Genomic DNA, 15,891 nt, shown 5'->3' with positions numbered 1-15,891 from the left:
GCTGAAACTTAATCAGCGGGTCCAACAATCATTAAGCTACGACGTACGGCAGCAGGCCGAGGAAACGGGCGCGCTTGATGGCCTGAGCCAGTTCGCGCTGCTTCTTCTGGGAAACTGCGGTGATACGCGAAGGAACGATCTTGCCGCGCTCAGAAATGTAGCGCTGCAGCAGACGAACGTCCTTGTAGTCGATCTTCGGCGCGTTTGCACCCGAGAACGGGCAGGTCTTGCGACGACGATGGAACGGGCGGCGAGCCGGAGAAGATTCAGCCATTGTGTTTGATCCCTTCTAGCCGATTAAGCTTCGCGAGCCGGACGCGGCGCGCGCTGGAAGTCGCCGTCACGACGCGGCGGGCGGTCACCGAACTCGCGGCGCGGGCCACGGTCGTCGCCGTCACGACGCGGACGGTCGTCACGGTCGCGCTTCTGCATCATGGCAGACGCACCTTCTTCGTGCTTCTCGACGGCGATCGTCATGTAGCGAAGAACGTCTTCGTTGATGCGCATCTGACGTTCCATTTCGTGCACGGCAGCAGCCGGAGCATCGATGTCCATCAGGGCGTAGTGAGCCTTGCGGTTCTTCTTCATGCGGTAGGTCAGGGACTTCAAGCCCCAGTTTTCTACGCGCCCGACCTTGCCGCCGTTAGCTTCGAGGACACCCTTGTACTGTTCTACGAGGGCGTCGACCTGCTGTGCGGACATATCCTGTCGGGCAAGGAATACGTGTTCGTAAAGAGCCATGTAACTTTGCCTTTTCTTGCGTTTGTTTTCACCCGGACCTCGGCGGCTAAGCCTCAACGACAGCTCCTGAAGGCGAAAACGCCGGCAAGAAAAGTTGTTGTTTCGAGACGGTCGAGAGCGGAGACACGGGAGGCTTGGACCCTGCGGCCCCTGCGGTTCCTGATGCGGAACCCGCCCTCCGTACAGCCACCAGCCAGAAGACCGGATGTGTCGAACACGGCGGCTTATACGGATTTTTGGCCGGATGGCAAGAGGCGACACGCAAAAGCTGTGTGTGACACCGGTGGGATTATGGGTCTTACCGGATCCAGAGGCTCAGTGCGCCATTCTCCGTGGAGAAGCCGAATTTCGGTTGGCCGGCCTCAAGCGCTCCGTCCGTGAAGTCGAGCGTAAGCTTGTCCTGCGATCCCTCAAACGTGACGACCATCCTGTTGTTGCTGGTCATGACGGAAAGTTCGGCGGGCGTGTAGCCGGTCAGCACGATGGTCAACGCGCCGTTGCTGGCGATCGTATCCGTGCCGTCTCCCCGTGCGAACAGGTATTCGGCGGAGCCGCCGCGCCTGATGTTGAAGGTCACGGTGTCGTTGCCGGTGCCGCCCGAGACGGAGAGGCGCTTGCTTTCGACATGGATCTTGTCGTCTCCGTCGCCGCCGGTCAGGCCAAGCACGGTATCGGCCGCGACCTTCAGCGTGTCATTGCCGCCGCCACCATCGACGGCCAGGACCGTCTTGGCGGAAATCTCTATCGTGTCGTCACCCGTGCCGCCGGTAATGTCGTTTATAAAGCGGGCCGCCAGCTTGAGCTGGTCATCGCCATCACCACCGTCGATCGAAGACGCAGTGGTTGTCTTGGCGATGATGCTGTCATTGCCCGCTCCAGCCTCCACATTGGAGACGCTGCGGCCGGCAAATGTCAGCGTGTCGTCGCCTTCGGTGCCACGTGCATGGGTAATGTAACCAAAGCTCTCGGAGACGCTGGCCTGATCATCGCTATCGGCATTGCCCAGTGTCAGTATCTCGACGATGCGGGAAATCGCCTTTTCCGCGGCGCTTTCACCCGGAACATAGGTGCTGGAGGAGGTGTTGCTCCAGGTGGATGGCGCAGATGACGGGCGGTTGTTGCCGAACAGCTGGCTGGCATACTGCCCGGCATTGGAGCTGCGGTAGAATGCGTTGATGCTGACCATGCTTCATCCGGGCGAGATTGGCGCAGGCGGCGTCATTGCGCCTGCGGCGAGGCCGGGTCCACCGTCATGCCGGACCTGTTATTCGCATCCTATGCTTGCATGGGCCGTCGAGCCATCGCGGCCTTCGGAATCGGTAAACGAGGTGTGAACCGCCCGAAACGATCCTTAGAACTGACGGTAGAGATCCTGCAGGTCAGTTTGGCGGGGAGCAGCGGGCGTCGAGAAAATCGCATCCTCCTCAAGGCCGTCGAGAAAGGCGGAAACAGCCCGCACGCTGTCATCGTGAGACGGGTTCTGCGTCACATCTCCGGTCGAGTTCTTCTGCAATGGCCGCATCAGGTCGAGAATTTCCACGATCTTTGCAAGTCTCGGCTGGCCGGGATTGCCGGTATCGTTCTGAAAACCGGTCTCCAGCTCGCTTTCTGGAATCAGCGGCTGGCTGGGCATGGTCGTGGCCGAAGAACCCATTGCGGGGGTGACGAGCAGCGCGGCATCGTTGCCGGTGTAAAGGGAGCGCTGGAGGGAGCTGATGGCGTTGATCGTCATGGTTTTCTCTTCCGCGGTTCGGGCTGCCGATCGAACACAAGATATTGGACGCAAGGGGATGCGCTCTCCGGCAACAGGTTTGTAACTGATTGACGGAAAGCTAGCGCTGACCTCGGCGAGCGGAAAGTGCGGCGCACAAAACCGCAGCGACCTTCGTTAACAAGAGCTTACCGCGTATTTCGAAAGTCACGAACCTGCTTCGTCCCGGTACGGAATCGGGGCGTCTTCCACAGGGGGCAAGCGAAATTAGCAATGCCTTAATTGCGTTGGGCGCGATCTGGCCGCGAATCATCTTCACCTGGATTGGCCAAATCCAGAAACAAAAGCGACACGCAGTCGCCTGCGTGCCGCCAATAATAGAAGTGTATGCCGTGCCTCAGATCGGCGCCGGATATTGTCTGTGAACCTTGGCGATATCGGCAAGGACGTCATCCGACAGCGTGATGTTGGCTGCACCGATATCGGCCTTCAACTGTTCCAGGCCGGTGGCGCCGATGATGACCGAGGCCATGAACGGGCGTGCGAGGCAAAATGCGATCGCCAGTTGGGCCGGATCGAGCCCATATTTTTTCGCAAGTTCGACATAGGCGGCCACCGCCGGTTCCTGATGCGGCTGCAGACGGCCGCCGAGATCCATGTTGATCGTGCCGCGTGAACCGGCCGGACGCGTGCCGCCCAGATATTTGCCGGTCAGCAGGCCTGCAGCGAGCGGCGAATAGGCGAGCAGGCCGACATCGCCGTGATGCGAGACTTCCGCCATGTCGAGGTCGAAGGCGCGATAGAGCAGATTATATTCATTCTGGATCGAAACGACGCGCGGAAAGCCTTTTTCCTCGGCCTGACGCAGATATTGCATCGTGCCCCAGGCGGTTTCGTTGGAAAGGCCGATCGTGCGGATTTTTCCGGCCTTCACCAGTTCATCGAGGGTTTCCAGCTTTTCCGCGATGCCGGATACCGATTTTTCGCGATCCTGCTCGAAAGCATCGAAATCCCAGCTCCCGCGAAAATGGTAGTGCGGGCGGTTCGGCCAGTGGATCTGGTAGAGGTCGATGTAATCGGTCTGCAGGCGCTTCAGGCTGGCATCGACCGCATCGCGGATGGTGGCGGCCTCGATCGGGCGGCCATCACGGATATGCGGGCGACCACCGCCGGCAATCTTGGTGGCGAGTACGATTTTTTCGCGGCTGCCGGTCTTTTTCAGCCAGGTGCCGATATGTTCTTCGGTACGGCCATAGGTTTCCGGACCGGCCGGCGTGGTCGGGTAAAGTTCGGCCGTGTCGAAAAAGTTGACGCCCAGTTCGACGGCATAATCCATCTGCGCATGGGCTTCGGCTTCCGTGTTCTGCGTGCCCCAGGTCATGGTGCCGAGGCAGATTTCCGAAACGGAAATGTCCGTCCGGCCGAGTCTGTTGAATTTCATGGAAAAATCGTCCCGTCTTTGAAGAGCCCGACCTTAAGCGGGATTTGCGCTCACGCAAGGGTGGAATACAGCCGTTTCGCGGCAGTATCGCGAAAACTTTATGTCCTCGGGGTCGAAAACGCAGAAAAAGTTCTAGTTCATCCGGAAGTGGCGCGCTTCAGCTTTGAAAACCGAGCGTGTGTAGAATAAATTTGCGGAGGTATGCATGGCCGATAATGGCGCGCAATTTGACGAACGCGGTTTCCCGGATGCCGGCGATCCGCCGAAGACGGGACGTTGGAAACTCATCGGCCCTGGTATCGTGGTTGCCGTCACCGGCGTTGGAGCCGGCGATCTCGTCGCCACGCTGATTGCCGGGTCGCGTTTCGGTTACGCGCTGTTATGGGCCGCCGTCATCGGCTGCATCGTCAAGATCGCGCTCGCGGAAGGTTCTGCCCGTTATCACCTCGCCACAGGCTCCACCATGCTGGATGGCTGGAAGTCTCTCGGCAAATGGACGAGCTGGTATTTTGGCATCTACATCATGATCTGGGGTTTCGTGTATGGCGCCACTGCCATGAGCGCGACGGCGCTGCCGCTCGCCGCACTCTTCCCCTTCCTGCCGCTCTGGGCCTGGGCAATGATGTCCGGCCTCGTCTGCGCGGCCTTCGTGGCGTTCAACCGTTATGAAGTCTTCGAGAACGTGATGAAGCTCTTTATCGCCATCATGTTCATCATCGTCGTGGGCATCGCCATTCTCGTCGTGCCGGATGTCGGTGCCGCACTGACCGGTCTCGTCCCGACTATCCCGGAAGGCTCCGCTATCTATACGCTCGGCTTGATCGGCGGCGTCGGCGGCACCATCACCATGGCCTCCTACGGTTACTGGGTGAATGCCAAGGGCTGGCGCACGCCTGCCTGGATGGGTGTCATGCGCCTCGACAACCGCGTCGCCTATATCATGACCGGCATCTTTGTCGTCGCCATGCTGATCGTCGGTGCAGAACTGCTTTATACCGCCCAGATCGCCCTTTCGACCGGTGATCGCGGCCTGCTCGATCTCGACAAGGTTCTGGAAGACCGCTTTGGCCCGTTTGTCGCCAAGACCTTCCTGGTCGGGTTCTTTGCTACGACCATTTCCTCCATTCTCGGCGTCTGGCACGGCGTGTCTCTGCTGTTTGCGGATTTCGTGCGCAGCGTGCGTGGCGGAAACAGCGGTTCGCGCGATGGTCTCGAAAAGACGCCGGCCTTCAAGTTCTACCTGTTCTGGCTCACCATCCCGCCGATGGCGCTTCTGTGGTTCGGCCGTCCGTTCACGCTGGTCATCATTTATGGCGCTCTCGGGGCCTTCTTCATGCCCTTCCTGGCGATCACCCTCATCTGGCTGCTGAATTCCTCGCGTGTGCCGAAAGAGTGGCGCAATGGCTGGCTCTCCAACGGCCTGCTGGGAGCCTCGGCGCTGCTGTTCGTGGTGTTGTGCGTCAATGAGGTCATGAGCCTCGTTTCGGGCGGTTAACAGGGGGTAACGGGGTGTCAAAACCCCGAAACCCTTGACTTGCAAGGCCGGAATGTGAATGGAAAGGCAAATTCAGGGAAAGGAAACGACCCCAATGAGCAACATCGCATTCACATTTCCCGGTCAGGGCAGCCAGGCTGTCGGCATGGGCAAAGACCTTGCCGACGCCTTTCCGGAAGCCCGCGCGGTTTTCGAGGAAGTCGATGACGCACTCGGCCAGAAACTCTCCGAGATCATGTGGAATGGTCCGGAAGACACGCTGACGCTGACCGCCAATGCGCAGCCGGCGCTGATGGCCGTTTCCATCGCCGCTCTGCGTGTGCTCGAAGCCCGCGGCCTCGATCTGAAAAGCCATGTCGGTTTCGTTGCCGGCCATTCGCTCGGCGAATATTCGGCGCTCTGTGCTGCCGGCACCTTCTCGCTTGCAGATACCGCGCGTCTTCTGCGCATCCGTGGCGATGCCATGCAGTCGGCGGTTCCGGTGGGCGAGGGCGCCATGGCGGCAATCATCGGCCTCGAGCATGGTGACGTCGAGGCCATCTGCATTGCGGCCCGCGACGCCGGCATCTGCCAGATCGCCAACGACAATGGCGGCGGCCAGCTGGTGATTTCCGGTTCCAAGGCAGCCGTCGAAAAGGCGGCGGCTCTGGCAACGGAAAAGGGCGCCAAGCGTGCCATCATGCTGCCGGTCTCGGCACCCTTCCACAGCGACCTGATGGCGCCAGCTGCAATCGCCATGCGCCATGCGCTCGACAAGGTCGAAAAACACAACCCGGTCGTGCCGGTTGTCGCCAATGTGCGCGCCGCTCCGGTGACCGATGCTGAAGAGATCGCCAACCTGCTCGTCACCCAGGTCACCGGTCAGGTGCGCTGGCGCGAGACGGTGGAATGGTTCGGCGCCAATGGCGTGAGCACGCTGTATGAAGTCGGTTCGGGAAAAGTGCTGACCGGCCTTGCCCGCCGCATCGACAAGAATATTTCCGGCGTTGCCGTGAATGCACCGGCCGATATCGACGCGGCAATCGCCGCCATTCTCGGGTGATGTGGTGAGTGAGTAGAGAGTAGGGAATAGTGAATAGACGTTAGGTCGTCTCGCTGTTGCCTCTTTACTACCCGCTATTCACTACTCCCTATTCGCTCAATAAAGGAACGAACCATGTTTGATCTGACCGGCCGCAAGGCCCTCGTGACCGGCGCGACCGGTGGCCTCGGCGAGGAAATCGCCCGCATGCTGCATGCGCAGGGCGCCATCGTCGGCCTTCACGGCACCCGCGTCGAAAAGCTGGAAGCGCTTGCCGCCGAACTCGGCGACCGCGTACACATCTTCCCGGCCAACCTTTCCGACCGCGCCGAAGTGAAGGCGCTGGGTGAAAAGGCTGAAGAGGTTCTCGGCGGCGTCGATATTCTCGTCAACAATGCCGGCATCACCAAGGACGGCCTGTTCGTGCGCATGTCCGACGAGGACTGGGATGCGGTTCTGGAAGTGAACCTGACCTCGGTCTTCCGCCTGACGCGCGAGCTGACGCATCCGATGATGCGCCGCCGCCATGGCCGCATCATCAACATCACCTCGATCGTCGGCGTGACCGGCAATCCGGGCCAGGCCAACTACTGTGCTTCGAAGGCCGGCATGATCGGCTTTTCCAAGTCGCTGGCACAGGAAATCGCCACACGCAACGTCACGGTCAACTGCGTGGCTCCGGGCTTCATCGAAAGCGCCATGACCGGCAAGCTGAACGACAAGCAGAAGGACGCCATCATGGGCGCGATCCCGATGAAGCGCATGGGCGCCGGCTCGGATATCGCTGCCGCCGTTCTTTACCTTGCTTCCGACGAAGCGGGTTACGTCACCGGCCAGACGCTGCACGTCAACGGCGGTATGGCAATGATCTAAAACGGTTCGCACCGGTTCCGCCCAATGCCGAAATAGCCTGTATACGGGTAACATCCCGGTAAGATTCTGGCTTTGCGGCGGGCGGAAACCGTGTTAAGCGGGCCATGACTGTGATCAGTCGTCCCGTATTGAAGGCGGCCACGCGGAACTTTGAACGCGTCAGGTGAAGCCTCAAGCGGGAAAGCGGGTTTGCCCTCGGCGCTGTCCTATCCGGCGGCGGCCTCGGGTTTCAACAGGGTGCGGATGCCTTGATGGCCATCCGATTAAGATAAAGGTCGAGGAAACCGACATGAGCGATATCGCAGAACGCGTAAAGAAAATTGTTATTGATCATCTCGGCGTCGACGCCGACAAGGTTGTCGAAGGCGCAAGCTTCATCGACGATCTGGGCGCGGACTCGCTCGACACCGTCGAACTGGTCATGGCTTTCGAAGAAGAGTTCGGCGTTGAAATCCCGGACGACGCTGCTGACTCGATCCTCACCGTCGGCGACGCCGTGAAGTTCATCGAGAAGGCCCAGGCCTGATCCGATAACGGTATATTCGGGAGAAGCCGGCAACGGCTATCTCCCATGGCGGCCCGGCATGTTCGGGCCGTTTCAGTATTGGCGACAGCCAAAAACAGATAACAGATAAAAACAGACAAGGGTGGAGCGCTGGATGATGAGGCGTGTCGTTATCACCGGTACCGGCATGGTATCTCCTCTTGGTTGCGGAACGGAGGCCAGCTGGTCTGCCATTCTCGCCGGTCAGAACGGGGCTCGCCTCGTCACCGAATTCGAAGTCGATGATCTGCCGGCAAAGATTGCCTGCCGCATTCCCGTCGGCGACGGTTCCAACGGCACCTATAATGCCGACGACTGGATGGAACCCAAGGACCAGCGCAAGGTCGATCCCTTCATCGTTTACGGTGTTGCTGCCGCCGACATGGCACTGGCTGACGCCGGCTGGCATCCGCAGACCGACGAAGACCAGATTGCGACAGGCGTTCTGATCGGTTCGGGTATCGGCGGTCTCGAAGGCATTGTCGAAGCCGGCCATACGCTGCGCGACAAGGGCCCGCGCCGTATTTCTCCTTTCTTCATTCCGGGCCGCCTGATCAACCTCGTTTCCGGACAGGTTTCGATCAAGCACAAGCTGCGCGGCCCTAACCACGCGGTCGTCACGGCCTGCTCGACCGGCGCGCATGCGATCGGTGATGCAGCCCGCCTGATCGCGCTTGGCGATGCCGACGTGATGGTGGCCGGCGGTGCCGAATCGCCGATCTGCCGCATCGCGCTGGCCGGTTTTGCCGCCTGCAAGGCGCTGTCCACCCAGTATAACGAGGATCCGCAGAAGGCTTCGCGACCTTATGACCGCGACCGCGACGGTTTCGTCATGGGTGAAGGCGCCGGCATCGTCGTTCTGGAAGAGCTTGAACATGCCAAGGCACGCGGCGCAAAAATCTATGCGGAAGTCGTCGGTTACGGCCTGTCGGGCGATGCTTTCCACATCACCGCTCCGTCGGAAGACGGTGACGGCGCATTCCGTTGCATGACCATGGCGCTGAAGCGCGCCGGTCTCGGTGCCTCGGATATCGATTATATCAATGCGCACGGCACCTCGACCATGGCCGACACGATCGAACTCGGCGCCGTCGAGCGTCTGGTCGGCGACAGTGCCTCGAAGATTTCCATGTCGTCCACCAAGTCGGCGACCGGCCATCTTCTGGGGGCCGCCGGTGCGATTGAAGCGATCTTCTCCGCCTTGGCGATCCGCGATAACATCGCGCCGCCGACGCTCAATCTCGACAATCCCGATGTCGAGACGAAGATCGACCTCGTGCCGCACAAGGCGCGCAAGCGTGACATCAACGTGGCGCTGTCCAACTCCTTCGGTTTCGGCGGCACCAATGCGTCGCTCGTGCTGAAGCGTTTTGAGGCCTGATAACAAGGCTGTTAACGAGACGGGTCCGCTGCTCAGGGCTTGTCCTCTGAACCTGTTTTTGCCGCATTGCCGGGCCACACCCGGCAATGTCTAGAGTCTCAGAAGGAAGTGCCGGTGAGCGACACCAACCATAACAGTGAAATGCCCTCCGATCGCGGAGCGTACGGCACTGGAAAAGGCCCGATCATCCCTAAGTCGCCCAATGAGGCGCTGAAGCCTGAGCGTGTGCCCGATCCGCCGAAGCGGTCGAAGAAGGCACGTAGCCAGTTGGTGATCTTTCTCAATTTCGTGATGACCATGGCGGTCACGGCCTGCATCGTCGGTGCCGGTGGTTTCTATTATGTCATGACCACCTATTCCGATCCGGGTCCGCTGGAAACCAATACGCATTTCATCGTGCGTGACGGCGCTGGCGTATCCGCGATCGCCGACAGCCTCGAGCGCAACGGCATCATCTCCGATGCCCGCATCTTCCGTTATGTCACGCCCACCTATCTGGAAGGCGGCAAGACGCTGAAGGCCGGCGAATATGAGGTCAAGGCCGGTGCCTCGATGAAGGAAGTCATGGAACTGCTGGAATCCGGCAAGTCCATTCTCTATTCCGTTTCCATGCCGGAAGGCCTGACCGTCCAGCAGATGATGAAGCGCCTGATGGATGATCCGATCCTCGAAGGTGAACTGCCGCAGGAACAGCCGCCGGAAGGCTCGCTTCGCCCGGATACCTACAAGTTTTCGCGCGGCACCAAGCGCACCGAGATCATGGCGCAGATGCGCGCCGCCCAGGAACGCCTGATCGATCAGGTCTGGGAAAAGCGTGATGCCGACCTGCCGGTCAAGACCAAGCAGGAATTCGTCACGTTGGCCTCGATCGTCGAAAAGGAAACCGGCAAGGACGACGAGCGCGCCCATGTCGCCTCGGTGTTCATCAACCGCCTCAATCGCGGCATGCGTCTGCAGTCCGACCCGACCATTCTCTATGGCCTGTTCGGTGGTGCCGGTCGTCCGGCCGATCGTCCGATCTACCGTTCGGACATCGACAAGGAAACGCCCTACAACACCTATCACATCAAGGGTCTGCCGCCGACGCCGATCGCCAATCCGGGCCGCGCGGCGTTGGAAGCCGTCGCCAATCCGTGGCGCACCAAGGATTTCTACTTCGTGGCCGATGGTACCGGTGGGCATGCGTTTGCCCAGACACTGGAAGACCACAACGCCAATGTTCGCCGCTGGCGCCAGATTCAGGCGCAGCAGCGCGCTGCCGGTGCGCAGACCGACGAACTCGTTGATGGCCAGCCCGATGGTGCTGACGCCGAACGGGCGCCGAGAAGCAATTAACACCGGCGCATTCGCTTCGGTTGTTCAGGAAAGGCAGAACGCGGTATGAGCCTGCAGTCGATGACGGGTTTCGCACGCAGCGAAGGCACCAGCGGTCGTACCCGCTGGGCCTGGGAACTGCGCTCGGTCAATGGCAAGGGGCTGGACTTGCGCCTGCGCCTGCCGACCGGGCTTGAGCGTCTGGAAGTACCGGTGCGATCAGCCGTGCCGGCCCGTTTCAGCCGCGGCAATATCCAGGCCAATCTGTCGATCACCGTTGCCGAGACCAAGGTGGAAGCGGTGCTGAACCGCGATGCGCTCAACGCCGTGCTGGCGCTGCGCGAAGAGCTTGGCGATCTCGTCGATCCGTCGCCGCTGCGTCTCGACACACTGATGTCGATCCGCGGCCTCGTTGATATCCGTGAGGCGGAAGAGGGGGCAGACGCATCCGAGGCCCTCGACCGCGAAATCATGACCGGTCTCGATATCGCCCTCAACGCATTGACCGCCATGCGCGTCAGCGAAGGGGCCTCCATCGGTGCCGTGCTGCAGGATCACGTCAACACCATTTCCACGCTGACCAAGACGGTGGAAGCCGATCCGTCGCGCAGCCCGGACGAGATTGCCCGCAAGCTCGCAGGGCAGGTGGCGGCATTGATGGAAGGCGCGTCTTCGCTTGATCGCGACCGGCTTTATGCCGAAGCAGCGATCCTCGCCACCAAGGCTGATCTGCGCGAGGAAATCGACCGGCTGCATGCGCATGTGGTGGCGGCGACCGAGCTATTGAACAAGGGCGGCCCCGTCGGCCGCCGCCTGGATTTCCTTGCACAGGAATTTAACCGGGAATCGAATACCATCTGTTCGAAATCGAATTCGGCAGCCGTGACGGCGGTCGGCATCGAGCTGAAGGTCGTGATCGACCAGTTCCGCGAACAGGTTCAGAATCTGGAGTGATGATATGAGCCCGGCCCCGTCTAACCTTTCCAAAATCGCCCGACGTGGCCTGATGCTCGTCCTGTCCTCGCCATCCGGCGCCGGCAAGTCGACCATTGCCCGCAACCTTCTGGAATCCGATCCGAGCCTGGAAATCTCTGTCAGCGTGACGACACGCCAGCGCCGCCCGAGCGAGATCGCCGGCAAGCACTACCACTTCATCAGCGTGCGTGAATTCGAGCGTCTGCGTGATTCAGACAGCCTGCTGGAATGGGCGGAAGTTCACGGCAATTTCTACGGTACGCCGCGCGAGCCGGTGGAAACGGCGATGTCCGAAGGCCGCGACATGCTGTTCGACATCGACTGGCAGGGTGCCCGGCAGTTGCAGGAAAAGATGTCGGCCGATGTCGTCTCCATCTTCGTGCTGCCGCCGACCATGACCGAGCTGCAGTCGCGCCTGCACCGCCGCGCCGAGGATTCGGAAGAGGTCATCCGCACGCGTCTTCTCAATTCGCGCGCCGAAATCGAGCACTGGCGCGAATATGATTATGTCATTGTCAATGACGACCTCGACGAGGCATTCCGCAACGTCAACTGCATCGTCAACGCCGAACGCGTGCGCCGCGACCGCAGGCATGGCCTGTTCGATTTCATCGGTGACCTGCTGACGGAAGAGCCGGCGCTCTGAGCGTCTGCTGACGACTGATGGGAGTGCGGCATGCCGAAAGCGACCATCGACCAGTTTGAAGGTGGCGCCGCGCTCTGTGAATGGTTCGGCGGCATTCCATCTTTTCACGATGCTACCCTGACTGAACTGGAGCTGCGACAGAACGCGCCTGGTCGAATGGTGCTGGAAACGTTCCGGATGACATCCGAAACGGATGTCGCCGGCTACTTCATTCTCGAAAAACACGTGAGCGTGACGCTCACTCTGTTCGGATTGCAGTCCGTGGAACTGGCCGAGATCATGGAAGCCGCGATCGTTTTCTCGTTGGACTTCGAGAAGGGTGACGAAGGCATCACGCTGCTGCTTGAAGCGAGCTATGGCGCACATGGCACCATTATAGTTCAAGATGTGACGGTGGCATTCGAGCCGGCTATCGCCTAACCGGCTGGCCACTCAATTCAAATGCCGCAGCTTGTCCGGATTGCGCACCACATAGATCGCGGTGATCTTGCCATCCAGAATGTCGAGCGCCGTCGTCTGCAATTCGCCATCTGCCTCGCGGGTCACAAAGCCCGGCAGTCCGTTGATCAAGCAGGTGCGCACGAGCGTCGAGCCGTGTTTTTCGAACAGGGCGGAAAGATTGCGGTGGAGCGTAAACACATCCTCGAAACCGAAGACTGGCAGCAATGCCGCATGACGTTTGCCGCCACCATCCGAATGCAGGCTGACATCGGCCGCCAGCATCGCGCCCAGCGTTTTCATGTCGCCGGTGCGTGAGGCGGTAAAGAAGGCTTGCGCCAGTTCCAGGCCATGCGCCTTGTCCACCTGAAAGCGGCTGCGGGCTTCGCGCACATGTGTTCTCGCCCGATTGGCCAGCTGGCGGCAGGCGGTGGCGTCACGTTCGATGGTGGTTGCCACTTCCTCGAAGCCGAGACCGAAAACATCGTGCAGCAGAAAGGCGGCGCGCTCCAGCGGCGAGAGCCGTTCCAGCGCCAGCATCAGCGGCAGGGTCACGTCTTCCGGCTCTTCTTCCTCCTCCACGATCGGATCGGGAAGCCAGGGACCGATATAGGTCTCGCGGCTGTGACGCGCGGATTTCAACTGGTCGAGACAAAGCCGCGTGACCGTGCGACGCAAAAACGCTTCCGGTTCGCGCACAGTGGCGCGGTCGGCCCTCATCCAGCGGATGAAGGCCTCCTGCACCATGTCCTCGGCATCGGCCACCGAACCGAGCATGCGATAGGCGACGCGGATGAGTTTTGGCCGCAGCGGGTCGAAACTCGCGGCCGCGTCCGGGGCTTGGTTGTGGCCGGGCGTTTCCATCAGGCGGCCTGCACCGCCGGCTCGATCCACAGGTCGAAACCGATCGCCAGCCGGTTCCAGCCATTGATGATATTGATCATCAGCGTCAGCTTCACCTGTTCTTCCTCCGTGAACTGGGCGGCAAGGGCTGCATACGCATCTGCGTGGGTATGGCCCTGCGAAAGCCGCGTCAGCGCTTCCGTCCAGCCTAGCGCAGCCCGCTCGCGAGCGGAATAGCAGGGGGCTTCGTGCCATGCGGAAAGCAGGTAGATGCGTTGTTCCGTCTCGCCCTTGGCACGGGCTTCGACCGTGTGCATGTTGATGCAGTTGGCGCAGGCATTGATCTGCGACGAGCGGATTTTCACGAGTTCGACGAGGGATGGCTCGAGGCTCGTTGCGGCATCGACCGACACGGCCATCCACTTCTTCATCATGGCGGGAGCGGCGGCAAAGAGGTCAAGTTTGGCAGTCATTGGTCCGTATCCTTCTGTTGGGTTACGACACCATGACGAGCGGGCTTTTGCCGGTGTGACATGCCGGCGCGCTTTTTTAAAATTCCTGCGATGTTTTTTCGATGGCAGGCAAGGCGGCATTGGCCTTAGAGGCTGTTCGCCAATGTCACGAATTCTTCGACGGACAGTGTTTCGGCACGACGTTGCGGATCGATGCCTGCCCGTTCCAGAAGCGCTTCACCACCCAGCGGCTTGACACTCTGCCGCAACATCTTGCGTCGCTGGCCGAAGGCTGCCAGCGTCACGCGCTCCAGCCTGGCGAGATCGCAAGGCAACGGCTGCGCTTTCGGCGTCAGATGAACCACGGTGGATGTCACCTTCGGCGGTGGCGAGAAGGCCGAGGCCGGCACGTCGAACACCATATGCGAATCCGCCCGCCAGCCGGCAAGCACGCCGAGGCGGCCGTAATGGTTGTCGTTCTCACGCGCCACGATGCGCTGGCCGACTTCCTTCTGGAACATCAGCGTCAGCGATTGCCAGAAGGGCGGCCAGTCGTTCGGCACCAGCCAGTTCACCAACAGCTGCGTGCCGACATTGTAAGGCAGGTTGGCTATGATCTTTACCGGGCCGCCATCGGCCTTTTCCGCAGCGAGTGCTGCAAAATCGGTCTGCAGCGCATCGCCCTCGATGACCTCGAGGCGACCGGGATAATAGCTCTCGACTTCTGCCAGTGCCGGCAGGCAGCGGCTGTCACGCTCGATGGCGACGACCTTCTTGGCGCCGAGCGCGAGAATGGAGCGTGTCAGGCCGCCGGGGCCAGGCCCGACCTCGATGACGGTGACGCCTTCCAGCGAGCCGGCCGAACGGGCGATCTTCTGGGTGAGGTTGAGGTCGAACAGAAAGTTCTGGCCAAGCGATTTCTTGGCGGCGAGGTCGAACCGCTGGATGACGTCGCGAAGGGGCGGCAGGCCGTCGAGTGTGGCCATCAGGAGATACTTCCGGAATGCTGGGCCAGCTCGCTGGCAAGTTTTAAGGCGGCGACCAGGCTGGTCTCGCGGGCGATGCCCTGGCCGGCAAGGCTGAAGGCGGTGCCGTGATCGGGCGAGGTGCGGATGAAGGGCAGGCCAAGCGTGACGTTGACCGAATCGTCGAAGCCGAGCGCCTTGGCTGGGATCAGCGCCTGATCGTGATACATGCAGATCGCCACGTCGTAACGACCGCGCGCCTCGTCATGGAACATGGTGTCTGCGGGCAGGGGGCCGAAGGCATTGATGCCCTCGGCGCGCAAGGCGGTGATTGCAGGCGCGATGATATCCCGGTCCTCGGTTCCCATCGTGCCGTCCTCGCCCGCATGCGGGTTGAGGCCGGCAATGGCAAGTCGCGGGCTTGTTATGCCGAAGCGGGCTTTCAGGTCCGCGTGAGTGACACGGCAGGTTTCCACGATCAGGTCGTGGGTCAGCGCCGTCGGCACGTCCTTCACCGGTATGTGGATCGTTACAGGAATGGCGCGCAGTTTCGGCCCCGCCAGCATCATCACCGGCAGAACCTCGCGGCCGGTGGCGCGATGTGCCAGTTCAGCCAGAAACTCGGTGTGCCCGGGAAATTTGAAGCCGGATTCGTAAAGCACCGATTTGGCGATCGGGTTGGTCACCACTGCGGCGGTCTCGCCGGAAAGGCTCAGGCGCACGGCCGTTTCGATCGCGGCAATCGTCGAGGCGGCACTCGCCACCTGCGGCTGGCCGGCAGCAACGTCGAAACCGACAGGGATCGGTAGAACCGGAAGACTGTCCTGGAATATGCCGGAGGCCGATCCGGCATCCGTTTCGCGCAGCGGCACATCGACGCCAATCAGGCGCGCGCGTGCGGCAAGCACTGCGGGATCACCGATATAAAGAAACGGATGCAAACCATGCTGATTGCGCAGCGACCACGCGGCCAGCGCAATATCCGGGCCAATACCGGCAGGATCGCCCTGTGTCAGTGCGAGAGGGCGATCGATCTGTGTCATTCTGCCTT

Annotated in this window: 18 protein-coding genes; 9 read left to right on the top strand and 9 right to left on the bottom strand. The window is 60.9% G+C overall.

Annotated elements, in window-relative coordinates; translation table 11 throughout:
- Window positions 1-31 precede the first annotated feature (31 nt).
- From rpsR to J2T09_RS19180, 5 genes are all read right to left on the bottom strand, one after another.
- Window positions 32-274: a 30S ribosomal protein S18 gene (rpsR, locus tag J2T09_RS19200; RefSeq protein ID WP_112728513.1), complete on the bottom strand. Its 243-nt coding sequence runs from the start codon at window positions 272-274 to the stop codon at window positions 32-34.
- Window positions 275-297: 23 nt separating this feature from the next.
- The gene (rpsF, locus tag J2T09_RS19195) at window positions 298-741 is read right to left on the bottom strand and encodes a 30S ribosomal protein S6 (protein ID WP_306837594.1); all 444 of its coding nucleotides are present in this window, start codon (window positions 739-741) and stop codon (window positions 298-300) included.
- 298 nt (window positions 742-1,039) lie between these two features.
- The gene (locus J2T09_RS19190) at window positions 1,040-1,927 is read right to left on the bottom strand and encodes an RTX toxin (RefSeq protein WP_306837593.1); all 888 of its coding nucleotides are present in this window, start codon (window positions 1,925-1,927) and stop codon (window positions 1,040-1,042) included.
- Between the two features lie 165 nt (window positions 1,928-2,092).
- Window positions 2,093-2,473, bottom strand: a complete 381-nt coding sequence (locus J2T09_RS19185; protein WP_306837592.1) for a hypothetical protein — start codon at window positions 2,471-2,473, stop codon at window positions 2,093-2,095.
- 376 nt (window positions 2,474-2,849) lie between these two features.
- Window positions 2,850-3,893, bottom strand: a complete 1,044-nt coding sequence (locus J2T09_RS19180) for an aldo/keto reductase (RefSeq protein ID WP_306837591.1) — start codon at window positions 3,891-3,893, stop codon at window positions 2,850-2,852.
- A gap of 205 nt (window positions 3,894-4,098) precedes the next feature.
- On the opposite strand from J2T09_RS19180, the gene J2T09_RS19175 reads away from it, so the two are divergent.
- The 9 genes from J2T09_RS19175 to J2T09_RS19135 all read left to right on the top strand — a co-directional run bounded on the left by J2T09_RS19175 (window position 4,099) and on the right by J2T09_RS19135 (window position 12,562).
- Window positions 4,099-5,388: an Nramp family divalent metal transporter gene (locus J2T09_RS19175; protein WP_306837590.1), complete on the top strand. Its 1,290-nt coding sequence runs from the start codon at window positions 4,099-4,101 to the stop codon at window positions 5,386-5,388.
- 94 nt (window positions 5,389-5,482) lie between these two features.
- Window positions 5,483-6,430 carry an ACP S-malonyltransferase gene (gene fabD / locus J2T09_RS19170; protein ID WP_306837589.1) on the top strand — a complete coding sequence of 316 codons (948 nt, stop codon included), beginning with the start codon at window positions 5,483-5,485 and terminating at the stop codon, window positions 6,428-6,430.
- 114 nt (window positions 6,431-6,544) lie between these two features.
- Complete coding sequence (fabG, locus tag J2T09_RS19165; RefSeq protein WP_306837588.1) at window positions 6,545-7,282, top strand: 3-oxoacyl-[acyl-carrier-protein] reductase; 738 nt, start codon at window positions 6,545-6,547, stop codon at window positions 7,280-7,282.
- A gap of 289 nt (window positions 7,283-7,571) precedes the next feature.
- Complete coding sequence (locus J2T09_RS19160; RefSeq protein ID WP_003502080.1) at window positions 7,572-7,808, top strand: acyl carrier protein; 237 nt, start codon at window positions 7,572-7,574, stop codon at window positions 7,806-7,808.
- A gap of 136 nt (window positions 7,809-7,944) precedes the next feature.
- Complete coding sequence (gene fabF, locus J2T09_RS19155; protein ID WP_306837587.1) at window positions 7,945-9,207, top strand: beta-ketoacyl-ACP synthase II; 1,263 nt, start codon at window positions 7,945-7,947, stop codon at window positions 9,205-9,207.
- Between the two features lie 114 nt (window positions 9,208-9,321).
- Complete coding sequence (mltG, locus tag J2T09_RS19150) at window positions 9,322-10,542, top strand: endolytic transglycosylase MltG (protein WP_373458522.1); 1,221 nt, start codon at window positions 9,322-9,324, stop codon at window positions 10,540-10,542.
- Between the two features lie 45 nt (window positions 10,543-10,587).
- Entirely contained in the window at window positions 10,588-11,475 is an 888-nt protein-coding gene (locus tag J2T09_RS19145) for a YicC/YloC family endoribonuclease (protein WP_306837586.1), read from the top strand.
- Window positions 11,476-11,479: 4 nt separating this feature from the next.
- Window positions 11,480-12,142: a guanylate kinase gene (gene gmk, locus J2T09_RS19140; protein WP_306837585.1), complete on the top strand. Its 663-nt coding sequence runs from the start codon at window positions 11,480-11,482 to the stop codon at window positions 12,140-12,142.
- A gap of 30 nt (window positions 12,143-12,172) precedes the next feature.
- Complete coding sequence (locus tag J2T09_RS19135; protein ID WP_306837584.1) at window positions 12,173-12,562, top strand: Imm50 family immunity protein; 390 nt, start codon at window positions 12,173-12,175, stop codon at window positions 12,560-12,562.
- A gap of 12 nt (window positions 12,563-12,574) precedes the next feature.
- Here the strand turns inward: J2T09_RS19135 and J2T09_RS19130 are convergent, their stop codons facing one another.
- The 4 genes from J2T09_RS19130 to pdxA form a co-directional block, all read right to left on the bottom strand.
- Window positions 12,575-13,444 carry a sigma-70 family RNA polymerase sigma factor gene (locus J2T09_RS19130; protein WP_306837583.1) on the bottom strand — a complete coding sequence of 290 codons (870 nt, stop codon included), beginning with the start codon at window positions 13,442-13,444 and terminating at the stop codon, window positions 12,575-12,577.
- The gene (locus J2T09_RS19125) at window positions 13,444-13,896 is read right to left on the bottom strand and encodes a carboxymuconolactone decarboxylase family protein (RefSeq protein WP_306837582.1); all 453 of its coding nucleotides are present in this window, start codon (window positions 13,894-13,896) and stop codon (window positions 13,444-13,446) included. The genes J2T09_RS19130 and J2T09_RS19125 overlap by 1 nt, the downstream gene beginning before the upstream one ends.
- A 125-nt stretch (window positions 13,897-14,021) precedes the next feature.
- Window positions 14,022-14,861 (bottom strand): 16S rRNA (adenine(1518)-N(6)/adenine(1519)-N(6))-dimethyltransferase RsmA, encoded by an 840-nt coding sequence (gene rsmA / locus J2T09_RS19120; protein ID WP_306837581.1) that lies wholly within the window; start codon window positions 14,859-14,861, stop codon window positions 14,022-14,024.
- Window positions 14,861-15,883, bottom strand: coding sequence for a 4-hydroxythreonine-4-phosphate dehydrogenase PdxA (pdxA, locus tag J2T09_RS19115; protein WP_306837580.1), 1,023 nt, complete (start codon window positions 15,881-15,883; stop codon window positions 14,861-14,863). The genes rsmA and pdxA overlap by 1 nt, the downstream gene beginning before the upstream one ends.
- Window positions 15,884-15,891 lie beyond the last annotated feature (8 nt).

This window comes from Neorhizobium huautlense, from assembly GCF_030811685.1.
GTDB classification, from domain to species: Bacteria; Pseudomonadota; Alphaproteobacteria; order Rhizobiales; family Rhizobiaceae; genus Neorhizobium; species Neorhizobium huautlense_A.
This window is presented reverse-complemented; position numbering and strand designations above follow the sequence as displayed.

Coding starts and splice junctions, on each gene's coding strand:
- rpsR (WP_112728513.1), bottom strand. CDS start 274: ATGGCTGAATCTTCTCCGGCTCGCCGCCCGTTCCATCGTCGTCGCAAG.
- rpsF (WP_306837594.1), bottom strand. CDS start 741: ATGGCTCTTTACGAACACGTATTCCTTGCCCGACAGGATATGTCCGCA.
- J2T09_RS19190 (WP_306837593.1), bottom strand. CDS start 1,927: ATGGTCAGCATCAACGCATTCTACCGCAGCTCCAATGCCGGGCAGTAT.
- J2T09_RS19185 (WP_306837592.1), bottom strand. CDS start 2,473: ATGACGATCAACGCCATCAGCTCCCTCCAGCGCTCCCTTTACACCGGC.
- J2T09_RS19180 (WP_306837591.1), bottom strand. CDS start 3,893: ATGAAATTCAACAGACTCGGCCGGACGGACATTTCCGTTTCGGAAATC.
- J2T09_RS19175 (WP_306837590.1), top strand. CDS start 4,099: ATGGCCGATAATGGCGCGCAATTTGACGAACGCGGTTTCCCGGATGCC.
- fabD (WP_306837589.1), top strand. CDS start 5,483: ATGAGCAACATCGCATTCACATTTCCCGGTCAGGGCAGCCAGGCTGTC.
- fabG (WP_306837588.1), top strand. CDS start 6,545: ATGTTTGATCTGACCGGCCGCAAGGCCCTCGTGACCGGCGCGACCGGT.
- J2T09_RS19160 (WP_003502080.1), top strand. CDS start 7,572: ATGAGCGATATCGCAGAACGCGTAAAGAAAATTGTTATTGATCATCTC.
- fabF (WP_306837587.1), top strand. CDS start 7,945: ATGAGGCGTGTCGTTATCACCGGTACCGGCATGGTATCTCCTCTTGGT.
- J2T09_RS19145 (WP_306837586.1), top strand. CDS start 10,588: ATGAGCCTGCAGTCGATGACGGGTTTCGCACGCAGCGAAGGCACCAGC.
- gmk (WP_306837585.1), top strand. CDS start 11,480: ATGAGCCCGGCCCCGTCTAACCTTTCCAAAATCGCCCGACGTGGCCTG.
- J2T09_RS19135 (WP_306837584.1), top strand. CDS start 12,173: ATGCCGAAAGCGACCATCGACCAGTTTGAAGGTGGCGCCGCGCTCTGT.
- J2T09_RS19130 (WP_306837583.1), bottom strand. CDS start 13,444: ATGGAAACGCCCGGCCACAACCAAGCCCCGGACGCGGCCGCGAGTTTC.
- J2T09_RS19125 (WP_306837582.1), bottom strand. CDS start 13,896: ATGACTGCCAAACTTGACCTCTTTGCCGCCGCTCCCGCCATGATGAAG.
- rsmA (WP_306837581.1), bottom strand. CDS start 14,861: ATGGCCACACTCGACGGCCTGCCGCCCCTTCGCGACGTCATCCAGCGG.
- pdxA (WP_306837580.1), bottom strand. CDS start 15,883: ATGACACAGATCGATCGCCCTCTCGCACTGACACAGGGCGATCCTGCC.